Origin of the sequence: Streptomyces sp. CC208A, assembly GCF_030010625.1 — a bacterium.
In the GTDB taxonomy this organism is placed as follows: domain Bacteria; phylum Actinomycetota; class Actinomycetes; order Streptomycetales; family Streptomycetaceae; genus Streptomyces.
Genome location: NZ_JASCXN010000020.1, coordinates 62,115 through 83,248 on the forward strand (window position 1 = coordinate 62,115; position 21,134 = coordinate 83,248).

Below are 21,134 nucleotides of genomic sequence, written 5' to 3' on the forward strand. Positions count from 1 at the left end.
TCGGTCGGCCGTTTGCTCAACTCTCGGTGCGAGGCTGTCCGTTCTGGGAGGCGAGAGCGGGCGGAGTGAGCGGATTCATAGCGGTCACGTCCCTGGGGGCGAGCTGGAAGCCCTGCCAGTGGACGGGCATGGGCTGCTGGTCCTCGTCACGGGCGATGTGGTGGAACCCGATGTTGACCCACACGGTCGGTTTGGTCAGAGTCTCCCCGTTGACCCATTTGTCCACGCTGTCACCGGCGTTGGCGGCGCAGTTGCCGATGTTGTTGCTGGCGTACTGCTCGCAGGCGCGGGCCTGGGTGAAGTAGACGTCGTGCTTGGTGAAGGGGCGGCCGGCGTGGGTGTCGGTGTGGCCGGGGACGATCTCGTAGCTGCGGGCGTGGCCGTCGGCGTTCTTGCCCCTGCCGCTGACCACCCGCCACCAGCGCATGTTCTTGGCGTCGCCGGCGAGTTCCTTGGTGACGGCGGTGCGCCTGGTCTTGACGGTGGGACTGCCGCCGCGGGCGGGCGGGGTGACGGTGGAGTCGTACTGCTCGATGCGGTCCTTGCCGCCGTCGAGGCCGAAGTCGAGCTTCCAGAAGACGTTGTGGGCGTGGCTGGTGGCGTAGCCGCGGGCGCCCTTGCCGAGGGGCCAGCCGCGGCCGTCGGTGGCGTTGTAGTCGACGGGCGAGAGGCTGCCGGTGGCGCCGACGTTGGCGCCGATGGTGCCGTCGGAGGAGAAGCGCCATTCGGAGATGTACTCGTACCAGCCGACCTTGTTGACGGTGTAGACGAGCAGGTCCTTGGCCTGGGTCTGGTAGACGCCGGAGCCGCTGTCGGCGGCCATGCGGTAGGCGTGGCCGCGAGCCCGGGTGGTGGTGCACAGGCCCTTGACCTGGCCGACCTCGGGCACCTTGACGGTGGAGAGGGTGCCGCCGGGGCATTCGGCGGGCTTGAGGTTCTGCAGGCCCCAGCCGAAGCCGGCGCCGGTGAGGTCGTCGTACTCGGCGCCGCCGTCGTCGTACGGCACGTGGATCTGGGCGAGCCGGGCGGTGGTGAGGACGCGGACGGGGGCGCCGCCGGGCGGCTGGTAGGTGACGCGGTCGAGGATCAGTCCCGCGTCGGTGCTGTAGCGCCAGCACATGTCCCAGGTGGCGCCGCCCTCGAGCTTCCGGGTGATGCGGTACGCGGCCGAGCAGACGGGCGTGACGGGCGGCGGGGGCGCGGCGGTGGGCAGGGGGCCGGGCGGGTTCGGGAAGGCGGGGGCGCCGGAGGCCGGGGCCGCGGCGGCGGTGGTGCCGAGGACGGCGGTGGCCGCGGCGGCGGCGAGGATCCCCCTGGCTCGCCGGTGGTGCCGGATGGTCATGCGGGTGTGCTCCTTGGGTGGGTGGGGAACGGCGGGCGGCGGTGGTCAGCCGACACGGACGACGTTCCTGGCGGAGAGGTCGACGATCAGGTTCCGGGTGTCGATCCAGGCCCCGTCGCGGACCTTGGTGACGAGCCGGACGCAGCGGTGCTCGCCGCAGCGGGAGAGCGCCTCGGGGACGTTCTTCTCCCGGTAGGTGCGGTAGACGTCGCCGTTGAACCAGAGCTGGTCGGCGCTCTTCAGTTCCTTGCCGGTGGCGTCCCGGTAGTCCTCCTTCACGCCGCCGCCGAGCGGGCTCGCGAGGATGAGTTCCAGGGCGGTGCGCAGCTCCTCGGGGTGGGCGGAGGGCTGCACGCCGCGCCGGGTGGTGCCGGCCTCGATCTTCCCGGTGGTCAGGTCGACCGTCCGGGTGATGAGTTCGTCGCGGGCGTAGTCGTAGAAGCGGACCTGGGCGCGGCGGACGCCCTCCCGGCCGGGTTCCGGGTCGGCGAGTTCGGTGCCGAGGTGCTGGGGCCGGCCGCGGTCGCCGTCGACGTCCTGGCGGGCCGCGGTGTCGGCCGGGGCGAGCGCGAGGCTCCGGGCCCGGTCCAGTTCGGCGTCGGTGAGCGGATCGGTGCCGGTGCCCCGGCTGTCCTCGGCGGCGGCCGGGAGGACGGTGGCGGGGGCGGGTACGGCCCCTTGGCCGCCCGTCCCGGCCGCACCGTCGGCGCCGCCGGTCCCCTGCGCCTCCTGCGCCCCGTCCGTCCCCTGCACCCCCTGGGTCCCGGCGGTTCCGCCGGGCCGGGACGGGCCGGACGCGCCGGGGGCGGCGGCGCCGGACGGCGTGTCGTCCGCTCCGGCCTGGCCCGGCAGGCTGATCGCGACCGCGGCGGCGGTCCCGGTCACCGCCATGGCCGCTCCGGCCATCACCTTCCCCAGGTGACGGCGCACTATTTCGTACACATTTCCCCCTCTATCCCCCGCTTGGCATGCGGTCACCCGGTAGGACGGGGCGAGTTCCTGTGAGGTTGCGCCTCTTTCGGGCAGGATCTGGCCGAAGAGCACACCGGAACCCGGACAGAAGAGGAAGATTCATACCCATGCAGGTCTGGCCGGGACAGGCGTACCCCTTGGGCGCCACCTATGACGGAGCGGGCACCAACTTCGCGGTCTTCTCGGAGGCGGCGCACCGCATCGAACTGTGTCTCATCGACGACGACGGCACGGAGACGTCCGTCGAACTGCGCGAGACGGACGCCTTCGTCCGCCACGCGTACCTGCCGGGCGTGATGCCCGGGCAGCGGTACGGCTTCCGGGTGCACGGGCCGTACGCGCCGGAGCGCGGCCTGCGCTGCAATCCGGCGAAACTCCTCCTCGACCCGTACGCGCGGGCGATGTCGGGCACGATCGCCTGGAGCGAGGCGGTGTACGGGTACCCCTTCGGGCGGCCCGACGCGCGCAACGACCTGGACTCCGCCCCGCACACGATGACCTCGGTGGTGGTGAACCCGTACTTCGACTGGGGCGACGACCGGCGGCCGCGCACCGAGTACCACCACACGGTGATCTACGAGGCCCATGTGAAGGGCCTGACGATGCTCCACCCGGACCTTCCGGAGGAGCTGCGGGGCACCTACGCGGGGCTCGCGCACCCGTCGGTGATCGGCCATCTGAAGGAACTGGGCGTGACCGCCCTCGAACTGATGCCCGTCCACCAGTTCGTGAACGACCACCGTCTGTCCGACGCGGGGCTCTCGAACTACTGGGGCTACAACACGATCGGCTTCTTCGCCCCGCACAACGCGTACGCTTCCTGGGGCGACCGGGGCCAGCAGGTCCTGGAGTTCAAGTCGGCGGTGCGGGCGCTGCACCAGGCGGGGATCGAGGTCATCCTCGACGTCGTCTACAACCACACCGCCGAGGGCAACCACCTGGGCCCGACGCTCTCCTTCCGCGGCCTGGACAACCCCTCGTACTACCGGCTCGCCGACGACCCCCGGTACTACATGGACACCACCGGCACCGGGAACTCGCTCCTCATGCGGTCCCCGCACGTCCTCCAGATGATCATGGACAGTCTGCGGTACTGGGTGACCGAGATGCACGTGGACGGCTTCCGTTTCGACCTGGCGGCCACCCTGGCCCGCCAGTTCCACGAGGTGGACCGGCTGTCGTCCTTCTTCGACCTGGTGCAGCAGGACCCGGTGGTGAGCCAGGTGAAGCTGATCGCCGAGCCGTGGGACGTCGGCGAGGGCGGCTACCAGGTGGGCAACTTCCCGCCGCTGTGGACCGAGTGGAACGGCAAGTACCGGGACTGCGTGCGGGACCTGTGGCGGGGCGAGCCGCGCACGCTCGCCGAGTTCGCCTCCCGGCTGACCGGCTCCTCCGACCTGTACCAGGACGACGGCCGCCGGCCGCTCGCCTCGGTCAACTTCGTGACCTGCCACGACGGTTTCACCCTGCGCGACCTCGTCTCGTACAACGAGAAGCACAACGAGGCCAACGGGGAGGGCAACCGGGACGGCGAGAGCTACAACCGCTCCTGGAACTGCGGGGCGGAGGGCGACACCGACGACGTCGGGATCATCGAGCTGCGGGCCCGGCAGATGCGCAACTTCCTCGCCACCCTGATGCTCTCCCAGGGCGTGCCGATGCTCAGCCACGGCGACGAGTTCGGCCGCACCCAGGGCGGCAACAACAACGCCTACTGCCAGGACGACGAGCTCTCCTGGGTGCACTGGCCGAAGGAGGACAGCGAGGCGGAGGCCGTCCTGCTGCGCTTCACCCGGGCGATGGTACGGCTCCGGCGCGAGCACCCGGTCTTCCGGCGCCGCCGCTTCTTCCACGGCCGGCCGGTGGAGGGCACCCACGACGAGCTCACCGACATCGCCTGGTTCACGCCGGAGGGCGAGGAGATGAAGGCCCGGGACTGGCAGGCCGCGCACGCCCGGGCGCTGACCGTCTTCCTCAACGGCAACGCGATCTCCGAACCGGGGCCGCAGGGCGAGCGGATCGCCGACGACTCCTTCCTGCTGATGTTCAACGCCTCTTCCCAGGAGCTGGAGTTCGCGGTGCCGGACAGCCACGGGCGGTGCTGGCGCACGGTGGTGGACACCTCCGATCCGGAGGGCATGCCGCCGCAGGAGGGCCCGGAGATCGCGGCCGGGGAGCGCGTCACCCTCGCGCCGCTGAGCCTGACGGTGCTGCGCCGGCCGGCCTGAGCCGTCCGCCGGCCGCGCCCTCCGTCACCCGTACGGGCGAGGGAGGGCGCGGCCGGTCGGGGCGCGGCGGCCCCGACGGCGCCGGGCGGAAACGGGGTGATGCACCCGAACGGGTGGATCACGTGATGACGCGGACGGCGTCCTACCGGGTACGTACGTTCGTATGACGTCCTCACCGACCTCACCGCCTTCATCGGCCGCCCCCACCGCCGTGCCCGCCGTCGTGCCCACCGCCACCTACCGGCTCCAGCTCCAGCCCGCCTTCCCCTTCGCCGCCGCCGAGCGGGCCGTGCCGCACCTCGCCGGGCTCGGCGTCTCGCACCTGCACCTCTCCCCCGTCCTGGAGGCGGTGCCCGGTTCCACCCACGGCTACGACGTCACCGACCCCCGGTCCGTCCGCGCGGAGCTCGGCGGCGAGGCGGGCCTGCGGTCGCTCGCCGCCACCGCGCGCGCCCACGGTCTGGGCCTGGTGGTGGACCTGGTGCCGAACCACATGGCGGCCTCGCCGCGCCACAACCACGCGCTGCGGGAGGTCCTGCGGCACGGCCCGGACTCCCCGTACGCCCGCTGGTTCGACATCGAGTGGGCGGCCGGGGACGGCCGGATGCTGCTGCCCGTCCTGCCCGCCCGGCTCTCCGAGGTACGCGACCGGCTACGGGTCGAGGACGGCGTGCTCCGCCTGGACGGACAGGAGTTCCCGCTCCGCGAGGGCACCGAGGGGCTGCCGCTCGACGCGCTCCTGGACGCCCAGTGGTACCGGCTGGGCTGGTGGCGACTGGCCCGCACCGAGCTCGACTACCGCCGCTTCTTCACCGTCTCGGACCTCATCGGGGTGCGGGCGGAGGACCCGGAGGTGTTCGCCGGGACCCACGCGAAGATCCTGGAACTGGTGGCCGACGGGGTGATCGAGGGGCTGCGCATCGACCATCCGGACGGACTGGCCGACCCCCAGGGCTACTTGGAGCGGCTCGCGGAGGCGACCGGCGGGCGGTGCTGGACCGTGGTCGAGAAGATCCTCACCGGGAGCGAGACCCTCCCCGACGCCTGGCCGGTGGCCGGGACCACCGGCTACGACGCCCTGCGGCTGGTCGACGGTGTGCTCACCGACCCCGAGGGCGCTGACGAACTCGCTGACGTGTACCGGGAGTTCGTGGGACGGTCCGCGGACCGGGGCGGGGAGTGGGAGGCGACCGCCCGGCGCGCCGCGTACGAGGTGGTGCGGCACGACCTCGCGGCCGAGACCGCCGCCCTGACCCGGGCGGCCGTCCGGCTCTGCGCCGCGCATCCCGCGCTCCAGGACCACGCGCCCTGGGCCCTGCGGACGGCGATCGAGGAGCTGCTCGTCCGGATGCCGGTCTACCGGCCGTACCGGACCGGCGCGGAGGACGTCCTCACCCCCGAGGCCGCCCGGGGCGCGCGGGCCGCGTTCGCGGTGGAGAAGGAGGCCGCCGCCGTGGACGCCGTCCGGGGCCTGGTCCTCGGTGCCTACGGCGACTCTCCCGAACACCGGGCGTTCCGGGCCCGGTTCGCGCAGACCTCCTCGGCGCTGCGCGCCAAGTCCACCGAGGACACCGCCTTCTACCGGTACACCCCGCTGCTCTCGGCCAACGAGGTCGGCGGCGACCCGGGCAGGCCCGCCGTCGGCGTCGACGAGTTCCACGCCGCCTGCGCCCGCCTCGTCCGCGACTGGCCGGCCACCGGCACCGTCCTCACCACCCACGACACCAAGCGCAGCGCCGACGTGCGCGCGGCGATCGCGGTCCTCGCCCAGTGCCCCGGCGTGTGGGCCGGGCTGCTGACCGAGGTCGCCACGGTCCCGGCGCCGGACCCGCACCTGGCCTGGACGGCCTGGCAGACCGCCTTCGGCTTCGGCACGCCGGACCCGGAGCGGCTCGGGCCCGCCGTGCTCAAGGCCGTACGGGAGGAAGGGCTGCGGAGCTCGTGGACCGAGCAGGACCCGGCGTACGAGCGGGCGGTGGCCGAGTTCACGGCGGCGGGGCCCGGCCGGGTGCCGCTGCGGTCGGCGTCCGAGGCCGCGTTCGCCCTGGAGCCGCACATCCGGGCCCACGCGGACGGCGCGGCCCTCGTGCAGCTGACGATGCCGGGCGTGCCGGAGCTGTACCAGAACACCGAGCGGGAGTACCGGGCGCTCGTCGACCCCGACAACCGGGCGCCGTTCGCGCCCGGCCCCGACGACGGGCGGACCGCGCTCGTCCGCGCCGCGCTGCGGCTGCGCCGGGAGCGCCCGGCGGCCTTCGGCCCCGGCAGCACCTATCTGCCGCTCGCCGCCGAGGGCCCGGCCGCCGCGCACTGCCTCGCCTTCGCCCGCTCGGGGGAGGTGGTCACGGCGGTGACCCGGCTGTCGCTGCGGCTCGCGGAGGCGGGCGGCTGGCGGGACACGGAGCTGGTGCTGCCGGAGGGACGGTGGGCCGATCTCCTGGACGGCGTACGGGAGTTCACCGGGGGTGCCGCGAGCGAGCTCAAGCTGGCGGAGCTCTTCGCCGACCGGCCGTACGCACTCCTCGCCAGAATCACGGAGTGAGCGCATACTGATCAGTACCACGTTCGACGAAAGGGGGGAACGATGGAGTTGGCACTGTTGTTCGGGGTTCTGGGGGGCCTCATCGCGCTCGTGACGGTGGTGCTGATGAGACGCGGATCGAGCCGGACCGAGGGCGCCGAGGGCCTGCGCATCAAGGATCAGGCCCGCCGTCAAGCGGCCCACCACCGGGTGTCGTACAACGCCCGTGCGATGCACAACGCGATGCCGACGCAGATCGACGTCTACCAGAGGCGCCGCTGAGGAGCTGTCGGGTCAGCCGTTCGGCAGGACCATGAGCGTGCGCGGCGCCCGGGTGATCAGACCGGTCGGCTCCGGGCGGAAGCCGTCGGCCGGGCGCAGCCGGGGCATCGCCTCGAAGAGCGCGCGGACGGCGTACTCCGCCTCGAAGCCGGCCAGTATCACCGCCGGGCAGAAACCGGGCCCGTAGGTGAGCTGGCCCGGGTCGTCGCGGAGCGGGTCGAAGCGGTCCGGCTCCCGGAACCGCTCCGGGTCCCGCCCGGCCGAGCCGATGAGCAGCGCGACCGAGGAGCCGCCCGGCAGGATCCCGCCGCTCACCGGTACGTCCTCGCGGGTGCGCCGGACGGCGATCTGCACCGGCGGGTCGCGGCGCAGCGACTCCGTCCAGGCCCGGGCCACCAGCGCCCTCGGGGCGTCGCGCAGGGCGGCGGTCCGGTCGGGGTCGGCGAGGACGTTGCCGAGGAAGGAGGCCAGTGCCTTCTCCCGTACGGCGATCTGCCCGCCGCACTCCCCGGCGAGCGCCGCCGCGGCCCGGCCCCGTACCAGCCGCATCATGTCCCGGTACGGCACGCCGAGGGCGGCCGCGACGGTCCCGGCGGGCAGCCAGTGGCAGAAGTCGGCGACCAGGTCGGCCCGGGGACGCCCTGCGAGCCGGCGGGCGAGGACGTGGGCGGTGCGCTCGGCGACGGCCCGCAGCTCGGCGAGGTCCACGTCGACGTGGGCGCGGGCGCACTCCGGGTCGCCGGGGCGGTGGCCGTGGCTGAAGCGGGGGTCGGTGAGGGCGGTGGCGACGTCCGCGTACCGGCTGAGCACCCAGGCGCGCAGCAGCGGGTCGAAGGTGAGCGGGAACTCCTCGCGCAGCCGGCGGTGCACCGGGTGCGGGTCGAGGGCGGCGTCCGCGTCCAGCGGGCTGGGCGCGACGGTCCGCCCGCCGGGCGGCACGGGCGGCCCGGCGGCCGGATCGGCGACGGCCCGCACCCGCCCGGGCACGACCCCGGCGGCGCGCCCGGCAGACGTCATGGCGGGCAGCCGCCGCCAGGAGCCCCGACCGGCACCGGGCGCCGGTCCCTCCCGGCGCCCCGCTCCGCGCTTCGATCCGCCCAGGTGCCCCACCTCGCGATCCGGATCCCCCCAGCCCCCCGCCTCGCGGCTCGGCTCGTCTCGCATCGCGCCCCCTCGTCGTTCGGCTCGTTCGGCGGTGACTGGCCGCGGCCGGCGATCGTGGCGCGCGTCTCCTCAGCCCACCACCCGCAGCCCCGCACCGCCCGCCGCATACCGCCGGACGGGTGAAAAGGTGCCGCTCTGTGCGGCCCGAGGGGGCGCGGTCAGTCGACGGAGAGGCGGAAGGACATCTCGCCGAAGGCGACGACGTCACCGGCCCGCACCACGACCGCGCCGGTGACCCGGCGTCCGTTGACGGTCGTGCCGTTGGTGGAGCCGAGGTCGCGCAGCACCCACAGGCCGCCCTGGAGGGAGAGTTCGGCGTGCAGCCGGGAGGCCGTCTCGTGGCTGAGCCGCAGCCCGTTCACCGGGTCGCGGCCGATCCGCAGGGGGTACGGCCCCGGCTGCGGCAGCAGCAGCTTCGGGAGCCGCTCGGCGTGCCAGGCCCGGCCTATGCGGGCGGTGAACGCGGACATCCGCTCGACCGCGCCGACCACCCGCCGGGTCCAGGTGCCCTCGCTGCGCAGGTCGGCGGTGAGCACGTCGAGTTCGTCGGGGCGGCGGGCCTGGAGGGCCCGCTCCATCCGGAAGAGGAAGGTGTCGTGCGAGAGACGGCCCTGTGCCGCGCCCTCCCGGAGCAGGACCAGCGCACGGTCCCGCTCGGCGTCGGTCAGCCGGGGGGAGTGCGCCGGGGGCTCGTAAGGGGTCGTCACACAGGCGATTGTCCAAGTGCCCGGCCCGGGCTGTCCAGCGCCCTCCCGTACCAGGGACGTACCGGCTCCGGCACAGAATCCCGGCACGGAATCTCCGGCACGGAATCTCCGACGCGGAGATCCCCGGTCCGAAACCGCCCGCCCGAAAACCCCGGGCCCGCCCCACAAGATCACTGCTACGGTCTGCGGGCTCGCACCACCGTACCCCTGGGGGAACCACCGCATGACCGACGGCCTCGTCGTCCGCCCGCTCGCCGGGCCCGAGGAACTCGACCTGTTCCTGGGCCTCACCTACACGCTCGACCACGAACTCTCCGACGACCTCGCCACCGGCCGCCGCCGCCCCGAGTGGCTGTGGGTGGCCCTCCGCGACGGCCGTCTGCTCGGCAGGATCGCCTGGTGGACCAAGAAGGACGGGGGCGAGCCGCTCGCCCTCGACTTCTTCGACCTCGACCCGGAGCTCCCGGACGGGGAGGCCGCCGAGGTGGGACGCCGCCTGCTGCGCACCGCCATGGCCGCCGTCGTACCGGCGGGGACCGTGCCCCCGGAGTACACCCGCTACCTGCCGCCCGACTGGCGCGAGGTCCCGGAGACCCGGGCCCGCGTGGAGCTGCTGCTCTCCCTCCTGGCGGAGACGGGTGCCCGGCCGCTGGTCGAACGGCTGCGCCTGGAGTGGCGGCCCGGAACCCCGGTCGCGGAGCCGACGGACCGGCTGGTCTTCCGCCCCGTGCGGGACCGCGAGGACCTGCTCGCGCTGATGACGCCGGTGATGGAGGGCACGCTCGACGCGCACGGGCAGGCCGACCTCGCCGAGGGGCTGTCCCCCCGGGAGGCGGCCGAGCGGCACTACGACGGGGAGTTCCCGCACTACGCCTCGCCGCGCGAGTGGTGGCGGGTGGCCGAACTGCCGGGCACGGGCGAGCCGGTGGGCTTCGTGGTCCCCGCCCGCAACAGCTACAACCCGATCATCGCCTACATCGGTGTGCTCCCCGCCCACCGGGGCCACGGGTACATCGACGAGATCCTCGCCGAGGGCACCCGGATCCTGGCCGGGGCCGGGGTGCCCCGGGTGCGGGCCGCCACCGACCTGGGGAACGTGCCGATGGCCGCGGCCTTCGCCCGCGCCGGGTACGTGAACTTCCAGCGCCAGATCGACTACGTGTGGGACGCACCGGGCGCGTCGCGTTCCTGACTGCCAGGATGGGAGCGACGTAGCCGACCGTACCGACGTCTGCGAGGAGATCCGCCGTGCTCTTCGAGGTGTGGGCGCCGCACGCCCGCGACCGGGTGACCCTGGAGCTGAACGGCACCGGGCACCCCCTGGACCGGGATCCGCTGCGGGACGGCTGGTGGAGCGGGACCGTGCCGGCCGCCGACGGCGACCGGTACGGCTTCCGCCTCGACGACGGGCCCGTCCTCCCCGATCCGCGCGGGCGCGGGCTGCCGGACGGGCCTGACGGGCTCAGCGCCGTCGTCGACCACGCGGCCTACGCCTGGCGCCACGAGCCGCCCCGGCTGCGGCTGCGCGGCGCGGTCCTCTACGAGCTGCACATCGGCACCTTCACCCCGGAGGGCAGCCTCGACGCGGCCGCCGCCCGGCTCGGCGAGCTCGCCGGGCTCGGCATCACCCATGTGGAGCTGATGCCGCTCTGCCCCTTTCCGGGGGTGCGCGGCTGGGGGTACGACGGGGTGGCACCGTGGGCGGTGCACGAGCCGTACGGCGGGCCGGAGGCGCTGAAGCGGTTCACGGACGCCGCGCACGGCCTCGGCATGGGCGTGGTCCTCGACGTGGTCCACAACCACCTGGGCCCGTCCGGCAACTACCTCCCCGCCTTCGGGCCGTACTTCACCGACACCCACCACACACCGTGGGGCGCGGCGGTGAACCTGGACGCGCCCGGTTCGGACGAGGTGCGGGCGTACTTCCTCGGCAGTGCGCTCGCCTGGCTGCGGGACTACCGGATCGACGGGCTGCGGCTCGACGCGGTGCACGCGCTCGCCGACGACCGGGCGCTCACCTTCCTGGAGGAACTGTCGGCGGCCGTCGACGAGTTGGCGAAGGAGCAGGGCCGGCAGCACTTCCTGATCGCGGAGTCCGACCTCGCCGACCCGCGCACCACGACGCCGCGCACGCTCGGCGGCCTCGGCCTGCACGCCCAGTGGAACGACGACTTCCACCACGCCCTGCACACCGCGCTCACCGGTGAATCGCAGGGCTACTACGCGGACTTCGCGCGGGCCCCGATGGCGGCGCTCGCCAAGACCCTCACCCGGGTCTTCTTCCACGACGGCACGTACTCGTCCTTCCGCGGCCGGCACCACGGCCGCCCGGTCGACCGCGAGCGGACCCCCGCCCACCGCTTCCTGGGCTACGCCCAGACCCACGACCAGATCGGCAACCGGGCCGTGGGGGACCGCCTTTCGGCCTCCCTCTCCCCCGGTCTGCTGGCCTGCGCGGCGGCGCTCGTCCTCACAGGACCGTCGGTGCCGATGCTCTTCATGGGCGAGGAGTGGGGCGCCCGCACCCCCTGGCAGTACTTCACCGACCACACCGACCCGGAGCTCGCGGAGGCCGTACGGCGGGGCAGACGCCGGGAGTTCGCGGCGCACGGCTGGGCCGAGGAGGAGGTGCCCGACCCGCAGGATCCGGCGACCCGGGACCGCTCGGTCCTCGACCGCACGGAACGGGAACGCGACCCGCACCGCCGGCTCCTCGCCTGGCACCGCGAACTGATCGCCCTGCGCCGCACCCTGCCCGACCTGACCGACCCGGACCTGGGCGGCGTGAAGGTCGCCTTCGACGAGGAGGCCCGCTGGCTGGTCTTCCGGCGCGGCGACGTGCGCGTGGCGGTCAACCTGGCCCCGGAGCCCGCCACGATCCCCCTGGGCTCCAACGGCCGGGACCGGGTGCTCGCCGCCTGGGAGCCGGCCGAGGCGCCCGGCCGGGACGGGCTGCTGCGCCTCGGCGGCGAGTCGGCGGTGGTGCTGTCCGACGGGTGAGCCCCGCCGCTCGGCCCGCGCGGTCAGGGCTTCTCAGCGGGGTCCCGGACCCTGGGCGATCAGGTGCTCCAGGAGGTCCTGGAAGTCGTCGCCGACGACGATGCGGAGATGGCCGCGTTCCTCGTCGTGCTCGCTGAGCTGGGTGAGGGTGCCGGAGCGCCACCAGAAGACGTACGGGCTGATGGCGCCCGGGGTGTCCTCGTACTCGGCGGCGGCGAAGGAGGCCATCGCGCCGAGGGCGGGGATGATCGAGGTGTCCCGGATGGGGTGGAAGGCGATCTGGTGGCGGAACGGGAGCGCGACGAGGGCGCCGTGCTCGCCGAGCGGCAGGCCGGTGACCCGCTGGGCGAGGGCGTCCAGGTCGAGGACGCGGCTCGCCGTGTAGAAGGAGTCGCCGACGACGACCTCGAAGGACATGCCGTCGGCGTCCCGGACGGTCTCGTGCTCCTCCACGGGCAGGCCGCGCAGGTTCTTCAGGGCGCGGGCGCGCAGTTGCGCGTGGTCGCCGAGCCGGTCGAGGGCCTCGTCGGTGAGCATCATGACGCTCTCCGGCAGGTCGAGCGCCAACACCTCGTACAGGCCGGGCGCGAGGGTCCGGGCGTAGCCGAAGGAGCCGGGGTCGATGCCCTCGCCGTTGACGACCCGGGGGTAGAGCTGGGCGCGGATCTGCTCGGGCGGCAGTGTGTCGAGGGCCGAGGGGCCGTCGAGGGTGCGGACCACCAGGGTGACGTGACGGCGGATCAGCTCGGGCCAGGCGCGGGGGCCGCGCCGGTCGCGGTGGCAGACGGCGGCGAGGTTGCCGAGGCCGAAGCGGCGCCGGCTGTCGTCCTGGACGGAGGCGGCGTAGACGGTGACCTCCAGGCCGAGTTCGGCGAACGCCTCGCGGACGGTGGCGCGGAAGAGCGCGGCCTCGCGCTCGGAGAAGTACGCGAACTCCGGGTCGCGCGGCACGTCCTCGCCGTCCCGTCTGGATCCCCTGCGCAGCCACCCCACGTCAGCCCGCCTTCCGTCGCCGTTGTGTTCAGCGTAGCGACTGGCCCGGGGCCTCCACCGGCCGCCCGGAGAAGTCGGCGCGGGGTCAGGAGCCGTCGGGGGCGGTGAGGAGGGCGCGGGCGTAGTGCGCCAGGGAGCGGTTGTAGCGGGGCAGCAGCGGGGCGAGGGCGCCGAGCGCGAGCGCGGCGGCCTCCCGGTCGCGGCCGGTGTCGACGAGCGCGAGGGCGAGGAAGGCGTCGACGGCCGGGGCGAGCGCCCGTTCCCCGGCGTCGAGGCGGTCGGCGGGCAGGTCGCGCTCGGCGGTGAGCAGTTCCACGCTCCGGTCGGGGCGGCCGAGGTTCCGCAGGCTGCTGGCGAGCTGGATGACGGCCCGCCGGCGCCGCAGTCCGCTCAGCCCCCGGGCGAGCGCGCGCTCGTAGTACCTGACGGCCTCGACCGGCAGCCCGGTGGAGTCGTGCGCGGCGCCCCGTTCGAAGAGCGCGGCGGCGTCGTCCTCCGGCCGTTCGGCGGCGAGCTCCGCGATCCGGGTCCGGAAGTCCTCCGGCCCGTACGCGTCGATCTTCTCCCAGAGGGCGGCGACCCGCCCCTCCCACCCGTCGTCCCCGAGGCCCGTGTCAGTCATGGCGTCACCCTAACCGGAGCGCCCGGCGCGTCCGGCGCACCCTCAGTCGCCTCCGCCCCCGCCGCCGTCGCCGCCTCCACCGCCGTCTCCGCCCCCTCCGTCGCCGCCGCTTCCGCCGGAGTCCCCGGCGTCGCCGCCGTCCGGGCCCCAGCCGTCCCCGCCGCCGGGTTCGTTGTCGTCGCCGCTGGTGCCGAGGTTGCTGAACCAGGGACGGTCCCAGTCGATGTCAAGCGCCACGGGCTCGTACTCCTCCCCCGGGCGCCGCTGGGACCGGAAGCGGGCGAGCCCGGTCGTGTCGCCGAGGCCGAAGGAGGCGGCGAAGGCGTGCGCCATGACCGCGTCCAGCGGGTCCGTGGTCTCGTGGCCCACCGGGCCGAGCGGCCGCAGGATCCCGTCCGCCGCAGCACCCCGGCGGCGGCGCGGCGGCCGCGCGAGGAGGGCGACCCGCCGGTCGTCGCGGAGCAGCCACGAGCTGGTCGCGCTCTCCCGGCGCAGCTCCCAGCGCTGCCCGGGCAGCTCCGCCTCCACCGCGCTCTTCGACTTCCGCAGCTTCTTCCGCGTCAGGCGGAGCACGGCCGGGACGTCGCCGACGGTGAGCACCAGGCCCCTGGACGGGTCGGGCTCGTCGTGCTGGAACCCGTACGGTGCCCGGAGCCGTACGACGGGGGCGTACGGGCCCCAGACGTCCACCCGCACGAGGCGCCGGTCCACGGCGACGGTGACGTCCCCAACCGGTCCCGGCGCGGTGCGCCGGGCCATCCACAGGGGAACGCCCTCGGCGCGGGCCCGCTCCCCCAGCGCGGCGACCCGCTCCGGGCCGCCGCTCAGCCGTACCGCGAGGTCGCCGAGCGCCCGGGCGAAGTCGGCGGCCCTGCGCACCTTGACCGGCGTGCTGGTGCCGGTGACGCGGGTGACCGGGATGACGCCGGGCCCTTCCTCCAGACGCTCAAGCGGCCGTTCCGCACCGCCGCCGCCCAGCCACCGTCCCCGCAGGTACGCCTCCGCCATGGCGCCCAGGTTCAGCTCGGCCGGCGGCGTGAGGCCGCCGCCCCGCCGCAGCCCGTCCGCGCCCAGCTCCACCGTCCGGGCCAGCGGATTCCACGACCGCTCGCCGTAAAGGACCTCGTTCACCGTTCCCCCTGTCGTCGCGTCCATGGTGACGGAACCCCATGATCGCGTGGCAGGCCACCCCCCTACCGACCCCTCCCCCGACCCTCGTCCCGACCCTCCTCGCATCGAGGGTCGCCCCGGCTCCGACGGGGGTCCGCGCGGGTGGGTTCCTACCCGTTCCGGGTATTACGTTGGGGTAATGCCGTCCATCGCACTCGTCACTCTCGTCGTCCGTGATTACGACGAGGCCCTCGCCTTCTACACCGACGCCCTCGGCTTCGACCTCGTCGAGGACACCGACCGGGGCGACGGCACCCGCTGGGTCGTCGTCCGGCCGCGCGGCGCCGGCGGCGTCGGCGGCCTCGGAAACGCGGGGCTGCTCCTCGCCCGCGCCAAGAACGAGGAGGAGGAAGCCGCCGTCGGGAACCAGACGGGCGGCCGGGTCGGCTTCTTCCTCCACACCGACGACTTCGCCCGCGACCACACGCGGATGACGGAGGCCGGGGTGAAGTTCCTGGAGGAGCCGCGCCACGAGCCGTACGGCTCCGTCGCCGTCTTCGAGGACCTGTACGGCAACCGCTGGGACCTCCTCCAGCCGGCGGACGCCACCGCCTGAAATTCGCTGTCGTCCCGCCGTCCCCGCTTCCTAGACTCGCGGCACCGCGCACCGCCCATCCGGTGTGCGGTGCCGTTTCCGTATCCGTGTGTCCGTCCGAGGGGAGTCGACCATGCGCCGCGTGGCCCTCCCCCGTGTCCGGTACGACGTGATCCTCGCCTCTCCCTCCTGCCGGTGACGGCTGCGCGCCCGTCACCGCAGGCCCGCTGACGCCCTGCCGCGTCCGGGAATCGCGCTGCCCTGTCCGTACGCAGCAGCGAAAGGCACGACACCGTGCGCGTCATCCCCACCACCCGCGTCCGCAACCTCGGCATCCTGGCCCACGTCGACGCGGGCAAGACCACCGTCACCGAGCGGATCCTGTTCCTGACCGGCGCCGTCCACAAGCGGGGCGAGGTCCACGACGGCACCACCGTCACCGACTTCGACCCGCAGGAGCGGGAGCGGGGCATCACCATCTCCTCCGCCGCCGTCAGCTGCTCCTGGGCGGACCACCGGATCACCCTCATCGACACGCCCGGTCACGTCGACTTCTCCGACGAGGTGGAGCGCGCGCTGCGCGTCCTCGACGGGGCCGTGGCCGTCTTCGACGCGGTCGCGGGCGTCGAGCCGCAGAGCGAGACGGTGTGGCGGCAGGCCGACCGGTACGGCGTGCCCCGGATCGCCTTCGTCAACAAGATGGACCGGGCGGGCGCCGACCTCGACGCGGCCGTCGTCTCGATCCGGGACCGCCTCGGCGCCGTCCCGCTCCCCGTCCAGCTGCCCATCGGTCGGGAGGGCGGCTTCCGGGGCGTCGTGGACCTGGTCGGGATGCGGGCGTACGTGTGGGCCGACGGCGCCGGCGAGCCCGAGGAGCGGGAGGTCACCGGGGCGCTCAGGGCCGAGGCCCTGCGCCGCAGGCGGGCCCTGGAGGAAGCGGTGGCGGAGCTGCATCCGCCCGCCCTGGAGGAGTTCTGCGCGACGGACGCGCTCGGCGACGGGACGCTCGTCCGGGCCCTGCGGGACCTCACGCTGGAGGGCGCGGCCGTGGTGGTGCTGTGCGGTTCGGCGTACCGGAACCGGGGGGTGGAACCGCTCCTGGACGCGGTCGTCGCCTATCTTCCCGCCCCCGCCGACCGGCCTCCGGTCGGCGGGGGCGAGCGGGCGGCCGATCCGTACGGGCCGCTCGTGGCGCTCGCGTTCAAGGTGAGCGCGGGGGCCACCGGGCGGATGACGTACCTCCGTGTCTACTCGGGCAGTCTGGGAAAGGGCGCCACCGTGCTCGACACCGCCACCGGCCGGACGGAGCGGATCTCCCGTGTCCTGCGCGTGCAGGCCGACCGGACGGCCGAGCTGCCCGTCGGCCTCGCCGGGGACATCGTCGCCGTGGTCGGGCCGAAGACCGTCCGCGCCGGGGCCACCCTGTGCGCCCCGGGCGCGCCGGTGGTCCTCGAACCACCGGTGACCGCCGCGCCGGTGGTCTCGGTGGCCGTGGAGGCCCGCCGGAGCACGGACACCGACCGGCTCGCGACGGCGCTGGCCCGGCTCGCGGAGGAGGACCCGTCGCTGGTGGTGCGGTCGGACCCGGAGACGGGTCAGACGCTCCTGTCCGGGATGGGTGAACTCCACCTGGAGGTCGCGGTGGAGCGGCTGCGCCGCGACCGGGGCCTGGAGGTCGCGGTCGGCCGCCCGCAGGTCGCGTACCGCGAGACGGTGGTGAAGGGCGTGACGGGGCTGACGTACCGTCATGTCAAGCAGGACGGCGGGGCGGGCCAGTTCGCCCATGTCGTCCTCGACGTGGAACCGCTCGACGGCGGCGGGGAGTTCGCGTTCTCGTCGACGGTGACGGGCGGGCGGGTCCCGGCGGAGTACGTCCGGGCGGTCGAGGCCGGCTGCCGGGACGCGCTCGTCGAGGGCCCCCTGGGCGGGCACCCGGTGACGGGCGTCCGGGTCACGCTCACGGACGGGGCGACGCACCCGAAGGACTCCTCGGAGCTCGCGTTCCGTGCGGCGGGCCGCTTCGCGCTCCGCGAGGCGCTCCGGGCGAGCGTGGTGGCGCTGCTGGAACCGGTGGCCGAGGTGACGGTGACCGTGCCCTCCGACTCCGTGGGCGCGGTCCTGGGCGACCTCGCGGCCCGCCGGGGCCGGGTCGCGGACTCGCGGGTCCGGGGCGGTACGTCGATGGTGACGGCGACGGTGCCGCTGGCCGAACTCTTCGGCTACGCGACCCGGTTGCGGGGCCGCACCCAGGGCCGGGGCACCTTCGCCACCCGCCCGGCCGGGTACGAGCCCCTGAAGGGCTGAGGTACCGCCCGCCCACCGAGCCCTTGGTGACGTTCCGGAACCCGGAGCACGGCGAGGTGGAGAAGTACGTCTTCAAGGCCCGGTGACCACCGGGGCCGGCCTGAGGTCCAGCTCGGCCCGTACCGTCTTCCCGACCGGTACGCGGTCGAGCACCTCCCACCGCGAGACCAGCGCGTCGACGAGGAGCAGCCCCCGCCCGCCCTCGTCGAGCGGCCCCGGCTCCCCGGGCTCCGGCCGGCGCTCGCCCCGGGTGTCGGAGACGTCGATCCGCAGCAGCAGCCCGGGCGAGTACAGGAGCGCGAGCTCGCAGCCGCGCCCCGGCACCCTCCCGTGCGTGACCGCGTTGGCCGCGAGCTCGGCGACGACGAGACCGGCGGAGTCGGAGAGCCCGGAGCCGTACGGCACGCCCCACTGGTGCAGTTGGAGGAGAGCGAGCCGCCGGGCGAGGCGGGCGCCGCGCGGGGTGGAGCTGAACCGCTGCGCGAACATACGTACGGTGACGGGCCCTTTGCGGGCGAGTGGGGTGGCCATGGGGCCAATGTGGCGAGGAAGAGAGGGAGTTGCCAGCTCGGGAACCCGTACGCTGCGCAGCGTACGGGTTCACCCTCTGGACCGTACCGGTGACTATCCGTGAACCTGGATGCGTTCAGCGCGAGCACACGGGTGCAGGAGGTGGCGGGGTGACGGACGAGGTTCCGAAGGGGAGCGAACCGGAGACGTCGGAGAGCCTGAGGGCTTTCGGGGAAGTGGTCAAGGTCTTCCGCAAGCGGGCGGGCCTGACGCAGGAGCAGTTCGCGCCGCTGGTGGGCTACTCGGTCCCCATGGTCGCCTCGATCGAGCAGGGAAGGCGCCTGCCATCGAAGGAGTTCGTGGAGCGGGCGGAGGAGGTGCTGGACGCGTTTGGGGTGATCCGGGTGGCGGCCAAGCACCTGACGCGCAAGGCGGGGCTGGCGAAGTGGTTCGAGGCGTGGGCTGAGCTGGAGCCGCTGGCGGTGACGCTGTACACCTACGAGCCTCGGCTCGCGCCGGGCCTGCTCCAGACAACCGCATACGCCCGCACGCTCTTCGAGAAGCAGCTTCCGGCGATGAGCGATGACAAGATCGAGACGAGCCTGATCGCCCGCATGGCGCGGACGAGCATCCTCACGGAGCGCCCGGAGACGATCTTCAGCTTCATCATCGAGGAACACGCACTGCGTCGCCAGGTGGCCAGCCCTGAGGTCATGCGCGAGCAGATCGACCACATCCTCGATCTCTGCGAGCGACGCAACATCGACATCCAGATCATGCCGCAGTCTCGCGGGCACCACGCGGGCCTCGACGGCCCTTTGTGCCTCCTGGAGACCGAGGAGAACGAGTGGTACGCGTACAGCGAGGGCCAGGGCACTGGCCAGCTCATCTCCGACCCCAAAGAGGTCAGCATCCTCCAGCAGCGATATGTCAGGATGCGGGCACAGGCTCTGTCCGTAGAGGCGACCGTGAGCCTGTTGCGGGAGATCCGAGGAGCCCTATGAGCACCACTGAACTGGCCTGGTTCAAGAGCAGCTACAGCACCGGCGATGGCGGCAACTGCGTAGAAGTCGCCCTTTCCTGGCACAAGTCCAGCTACAGCAGCGGCGACGGCGACAACTGCGTCGAGGTCGCCACCTGCCCCACCACCGTCCACGTCCGTGACTCCAAGGTCCCGGACGGCCCGCAGTTCGCGGTGGCGCCGGCCGCCTGGACGGAGTTCGTCGCCCAGCTCGGCTGAGGCGGCGCGCGCACCGGCCCTCCACCGCGCGTGGACGGGCCGGTTCCGTATGACAAGAGGAGACACACCCATGACCACCACCCCCGCCGGATACCTCTCCGGCCTCTTCTCCCTCGAAGGCCGCACCGCCCTCGTCACGGGCGGTAGTTCCGGCATCGGGAAGGCGATCGCGAGAGCCCTTGCCCGCGCGGGGGCGGGCGTGGTGGTCCTGGCGCGCAAGGAGGCGGAGCTCGCCGCGACCGTCGACGAGCTGACGGGCGACGGGTGCCGGGCGGCCTGGGTGAGCGCCGACCTGAGCACGCGGGACGGGATCAGGGCGGGCGCGGAGGCGGCGGCCGAGGTGTTCGGGGAGCCGGACGTTCTGGTCAACTCCGCCGGGATCAACCTGCGTCCGCCGCTCGGCGAGCTGGGCGAGGAGGTCTGGGACACGACGATGGCCGTGAACCTGGAGGCGCCGTTCCTCCTCGGGCAGCGGTTCGGGCCGGGGATGGCCGAGCGCGGCTTCGGCCGGATCATCCACGTGACCTCTCAGCAGGCGCACCGCGCGTTCGTGCAGAGCGGGGCGTACGGGGTGTCGAAGGGCGCCCTGGAGTCGCTCGCCCGCTCGCAGGCCGAGGCGTGGTCCTCGTACGGCGTCACCGCCAACACCCTGGTACCCGGCTTCGTGATGACCCCGCTCAACGCACGCCTCTCCTCCGACCCGGCGCGGGTCGCCGCGCTCGCCGCCCGCACGATGGTGGGCCGCAACGGCCTCGCGGAGGACTTCGCGGGTGCCGCCGTCTTTCTGGCGAGCGCGGCGTCCGCGTACGTCACGGGCCAGTCGCTCTTCGTGGACGGCGGGTTCTCCGTCCACTGAGGAGGCCTCAGGAGAAGTCGAGGCCTCCGGTGCGCTCGCGCTTCAGCTCGAAGAAGTGGGGGTGGCGGGCCAGGACGCGGACCGCGTCGAAGAGCTCCGCGGCCTCCTCGCCGCGCGGGATCGCGTTGAGCACGGGGCCGAAGAACGGGGTGCCGTCGAGGTGGAGGGTGGGCGTGCCGACGTAGGCGCCCGAGGCCGGGTCCTTGCCGGCGTCGTGGCTGCGCTGGAGGGCCTCGTCGTACGCGTCGGTGTGCGCGGCCCCGGCCAGCTCGGCGGGCAGCTTCAGCTCCGCCAGCGACTCGGCGATCACCCGGTCGAAGTCCTCGTCCTTCTGCTGGTGGATGCGGGTGCCGTACGCGGTGTAGAGGTCGCGCAGGACCTCCTCGCCGTGCTGCTCGCCGACGGCCGCGGCGACCCGCGCCGGGCCGAGCGTCCTGTCGACCAGCTTCCGGTAGCCGTCGGGCAGGTCGTTGCCCTCGTTGTGCAGGTACAGGCTCATCGCGTGGAACCGGACGTCGAGGCCCCGGAGCGGCTCCACCTCCAGGATCCAGCGGGAGGTGATCCAGGCGAACGGGCAGGCGGCGTCGAACCAGAAGTCCACCCGGGTGCGGGTGGAGTCGGACGCGGGGGCGGGGACGGAGTCGAGGAGGCGCGGGGTCTGGTCAATGGTCATGGGAACAGTCTGCCG

General features: G+C 73.8%; 19 protein-coding genes. 10 read left to right on the top strand and 9 right to left on the bottom strand.

Translation table 11 applies throughout. The features are described from left to right. Nucleotides 1-16: 16 nt before the first annotated feature. Together QK442_RS21680 and QK442_RS21685 are read right to left on the bottom strand one after the other, a co-directional pair. Nucleotides 17-1,342, bottom strand: coding sequence for a copper amine oxidase (locus tag QK442_RS21680; protein ID WP_282695670.1), 1,326 nt, complete (start codon nucleotides 1,340-1,342; stop codon nucleotides 17-19). A 45-nt stretch (nucleotides 1,343-1,387) separates the two neighbouring features. Beyond that, a complete protein-coding gene (locus QK442_RS21685) occupies nucleotides 1,388-2,284 on the bottom strand; it encodes a Tat pathway signal sequence domain protein (protein ID WP_282695671.1) in 897 nt (298 codons plus the stop codon). Nucleotides 2,285-2,421: 137 nt separating this feature from the next. On the opposite strand from QK442_RS21685, the gene glgX reads away from it, so the two are divergent. The 3 genes from glgX to QK442_RS21700 all read left to right on the top strand — a co-directional run bounded on the left by glgX (nucleotide 2,422) and on the right by QK442_RS21700 (nucleotide 7,345). Beyond that, nucleotides 2,422-4,542: a glycogen debranching protein GlgX gene (gene glgX, locus QK442_RS21690; RefSeq protein ID WP_282695672.1), complete on the top strand. Its 2,121-nt coding sequence runs from the start codon at nucleotides 2,422-2,424 to the stop codon at nucleotides 4,540-4,542. Nucleotides 4,543-4,705: 163 nt separating this feature from the next. After that, complete coding sequence (treY, locus tag QK442_RS21695) at nucleotides 4,706-7,084, top strand: malto-oligosyltrehalose synthase (protein ID WP_282695673.1); 2,379 nt, start codon at nucleotides 4,706-4,708, stop codon at nucleotides 7,082-7,084. A gap of 42 nt (nucleotides 7,085-7,126) precedes the next feature. Then, nucleotides 7,127-7,345 (top strand): hypothetical protein, encoded by a 219-nt coding sequence (locus QK442_RS21700; RefSeq protein WP_282695674.1) that lies wholly within the window; start codon nucleotides 7,127-7,129, stop codon nucleotides 7,343-7,345. A gap of 12 nt (nucleotides 7,346-7,357) precedes the next feature. Here the strand turns inward: QK442_RS21700 and QK442_RS21705 are convergent, their stop codons facing one another. Then, a complete protein-coding gene (locus tag QK442_RS21705; RefSeq protein ID WP_282695675.1) occupies nucleotides 7,358-8,362 on the bottom strand; it encodes a cytochrome P450 in 1,005 nt (334 codons plus the stop codon). A gap of 305 nt (nucleotides 8,363-8,667) precedes the next feature. Continuing rightward, nucleotides 8,668-9,216 carry a DUF1707 and FHA domain-containing protein gene (locus QK442_RS21710; RefSeq protein WP_282695676.1) on the bottom strand — a complete coding sequence of 183 codons (549 nt, stop codon included), beginning with the start codon at nucleotides 9,214-9,216 and terminating at the stop codon, nucleotides 8,668-8,670. A 223-nt stretch (nucleotides 9,217-9,439) separates the two neighbouring features. On the opposite strand from QK442_RS21710, the gene QK442_RS21715 reads away from it, so the two are divergent. Together QK442_RS21715 and treZ are read left to right on the top strand one after the other, a co-directional pair. Further along, the gene (locus tag QK442_RS21715; RefSeq protein WP_282695677.1) at nucleotides 9,440-10,408 is read left to right on the top strand and encodes a GNAT family N-acetyltransferase; all 969 of its coding nucleotides are present in this window, start codon (nucleotides 9,440-9,442) and stop codon (nucleotides 10,406-10,408) included. Nucleotides 10,409-10,464: 56 nt separating this feature from the next. Further along, nucleotides 10,465-12,216 (top strand): malto-oligosyltrehalose trehalohydrolase, encoded by a 1,752-nt coding sequence (gene treZ, locus QK442_RS21720; protein WP_282695678.1) that lies wholly within the window; start codon nucleotides 10,465-10,467, stop codon nucleotides 12,214-12,216. Between the two features lie 33 nt (nucleotides 12,217-12,249). Here treZ and QK442_RS21725 read toward each other — a convergent pair whose 3' ends face one another. The 3 genes from QK442_RS21725 to QK442_RS21735 all read right to left on the bottom strand — a co-directional run bounded on the left by QK442_RS21725 (nucleotide 12,250) and on the right by QK442_RS21735 (nucleotide 14,962). Then, nucleotides 12,250-13,209: a hypothetical protein gene (locus tag QK442_RS21725; protein WP_282695679.1), complete on the bottom strand. Its 960-nt coding sequence runs from the start codon at nucleotides 13,207-13,209 to the stop codon at nucleotides 12,250-12,252. An 85-nt stretch (nucleotides 13,210-13,294) separates the two neighbouring features. Further along, nucleotides 13,295-13,831 carry a tetratricopeptide repeat protein gene (locus QK442_RS21730; protein WP_282695680.1) on the bottom strand — a complete coding sequence of 179 codons (537 nt, stop codon included), beginning with the start codon at nucleotides 13,829-13,831 and terminating at the stop codon, nucleotides 13,295-13,297. Nucleotides 13,832-13,873: 42 nt separating this feature from the next. Continuing rightward, a complete protein-coding gene (locus tag QK442_RS21735; protein ID WP_282695681.1) occupies nucleotides 13,874-14,962 on the bottom strand; it encodes a hypothetical protein in 1,089 nt (362 codons plus the stop codon). A 178-nt stretch (nucleotides 14,963-15,140) separates the two neighbouring features. Between QK442_RS21735 and QK442_RS21740 the strand changes: the two genes are divergently transcribed. Together QK442_RS21740 and fusA are read left to right on the top strand one after the other, a co-directional pair. After that, complete coding sequence (locus QK442_RS21740; RefSeq protein ID WP_282695682.1) at nucleotides 15,141-15,557, top strand: VOC family protein; 417 nt, start codon at nucleotides 15,141-15,143, stop codon at nucleotides 15,555-15,557. A 273-nt stretch (nucleotides 15,558-15,830) separates the two neighbouring features. Continuing rightward, nucleotides 15,831-17,840 (top strand): elongation factor G, encoded by a 2,010-nt coding sequence (gene fusA, locus QK442_RS21745; protein ID WP_282695683.1) that lies wholly within the window; start codon nucleotides 15,831-15,833, stop codon nucleotides 17,838-17,840. A 72-nt stretch (nucleotides 17,841-17,912) separates the two neighbouring features. Here the strand turns inward: fusA and QK442_RS21750 are convergent, their stop codons facing one another. After that, nucleotides 17,913-18,371: an ATP-binding protein gene (locus tag QK442_RS21750; RefSeq protein ID WP_282695684.1), complete on the bottom strand. Its 459-nt coding sequence runs from the start codon at nucleotides 18,369-18,371 to the stop codon at nucleotides 17,913-17,915. Nucleotides 18,372-18,520: 149 nt separating this feature from the next. On the opposite strand from QK442_RS21750, the gene QK442_RS21755 reads away from it, so the two are divergent. The 3 genes from QK442_RS21755 to QK442_RS21765 all read left to right on the top strand — a co-directional run bounded on the left by QK442_RS21755 (nucleotide 18,521) and on the right by QK442_RS21765 (nucleotide 20,446). Next, nucleotides 18,521-19,354, top strand: a complete 834-nt coding sequence (locus QK442_RS21755; protein WP_282695685.1) for a helix-turn-helix transcriptional regulator — start codon at nucleotides 18,521-18,523, stop codon at nucleotides 19,352-19,354. Beyond that, the gene (locus QK442_RS21760; RefSeq protein ID WP_282695686.1) at nucleotides 19,351-19,590 is read left to right on the top strand and encodes a DUF397 domain-containing protein; all 240 of its coding nucleotides are present in this window, start codon (nucleotides 19,351-19,353) and stop codon (nucleotides 19,588-19,590) included. The genes QK442_RS21755 and QK442_RS21760 overlap by 4 nt, the downstream gene beginning before the upstream one ends. Nucleotides 19,591-19,660: 70 nt before the next feature. After that, nucleotides 19,661-20,446 (top strand): SDR family oxidoreductase, encoded by a 786-nt coding sequence (locus QK442_RS21765; RefSeq protein ID WP_282695687.1) that lies wholly within the window; start codon nucleotides 19,661-19,663, stop codon nucleotides 20,444-20,446. Nucleotides 20,447-20,453: 7 nt separating this feature from the next. Here QK442_RS21765 and QK442_RS21770 read toward each other — a convergent pair whose 3' ends face one another. Further along, nucleotides 20,454-21,119, bottom strand: coding sequence for a DsbA family protein (locus QK442_RS21770; protein ID WP_282695688.1), 666 nt, complete (start codon nucleotides 21,117-21,119; stop codon nucleotides 20,454-20,456). Nucleotides 21,120-21,134: the final 15 nt, after the last annotated feature.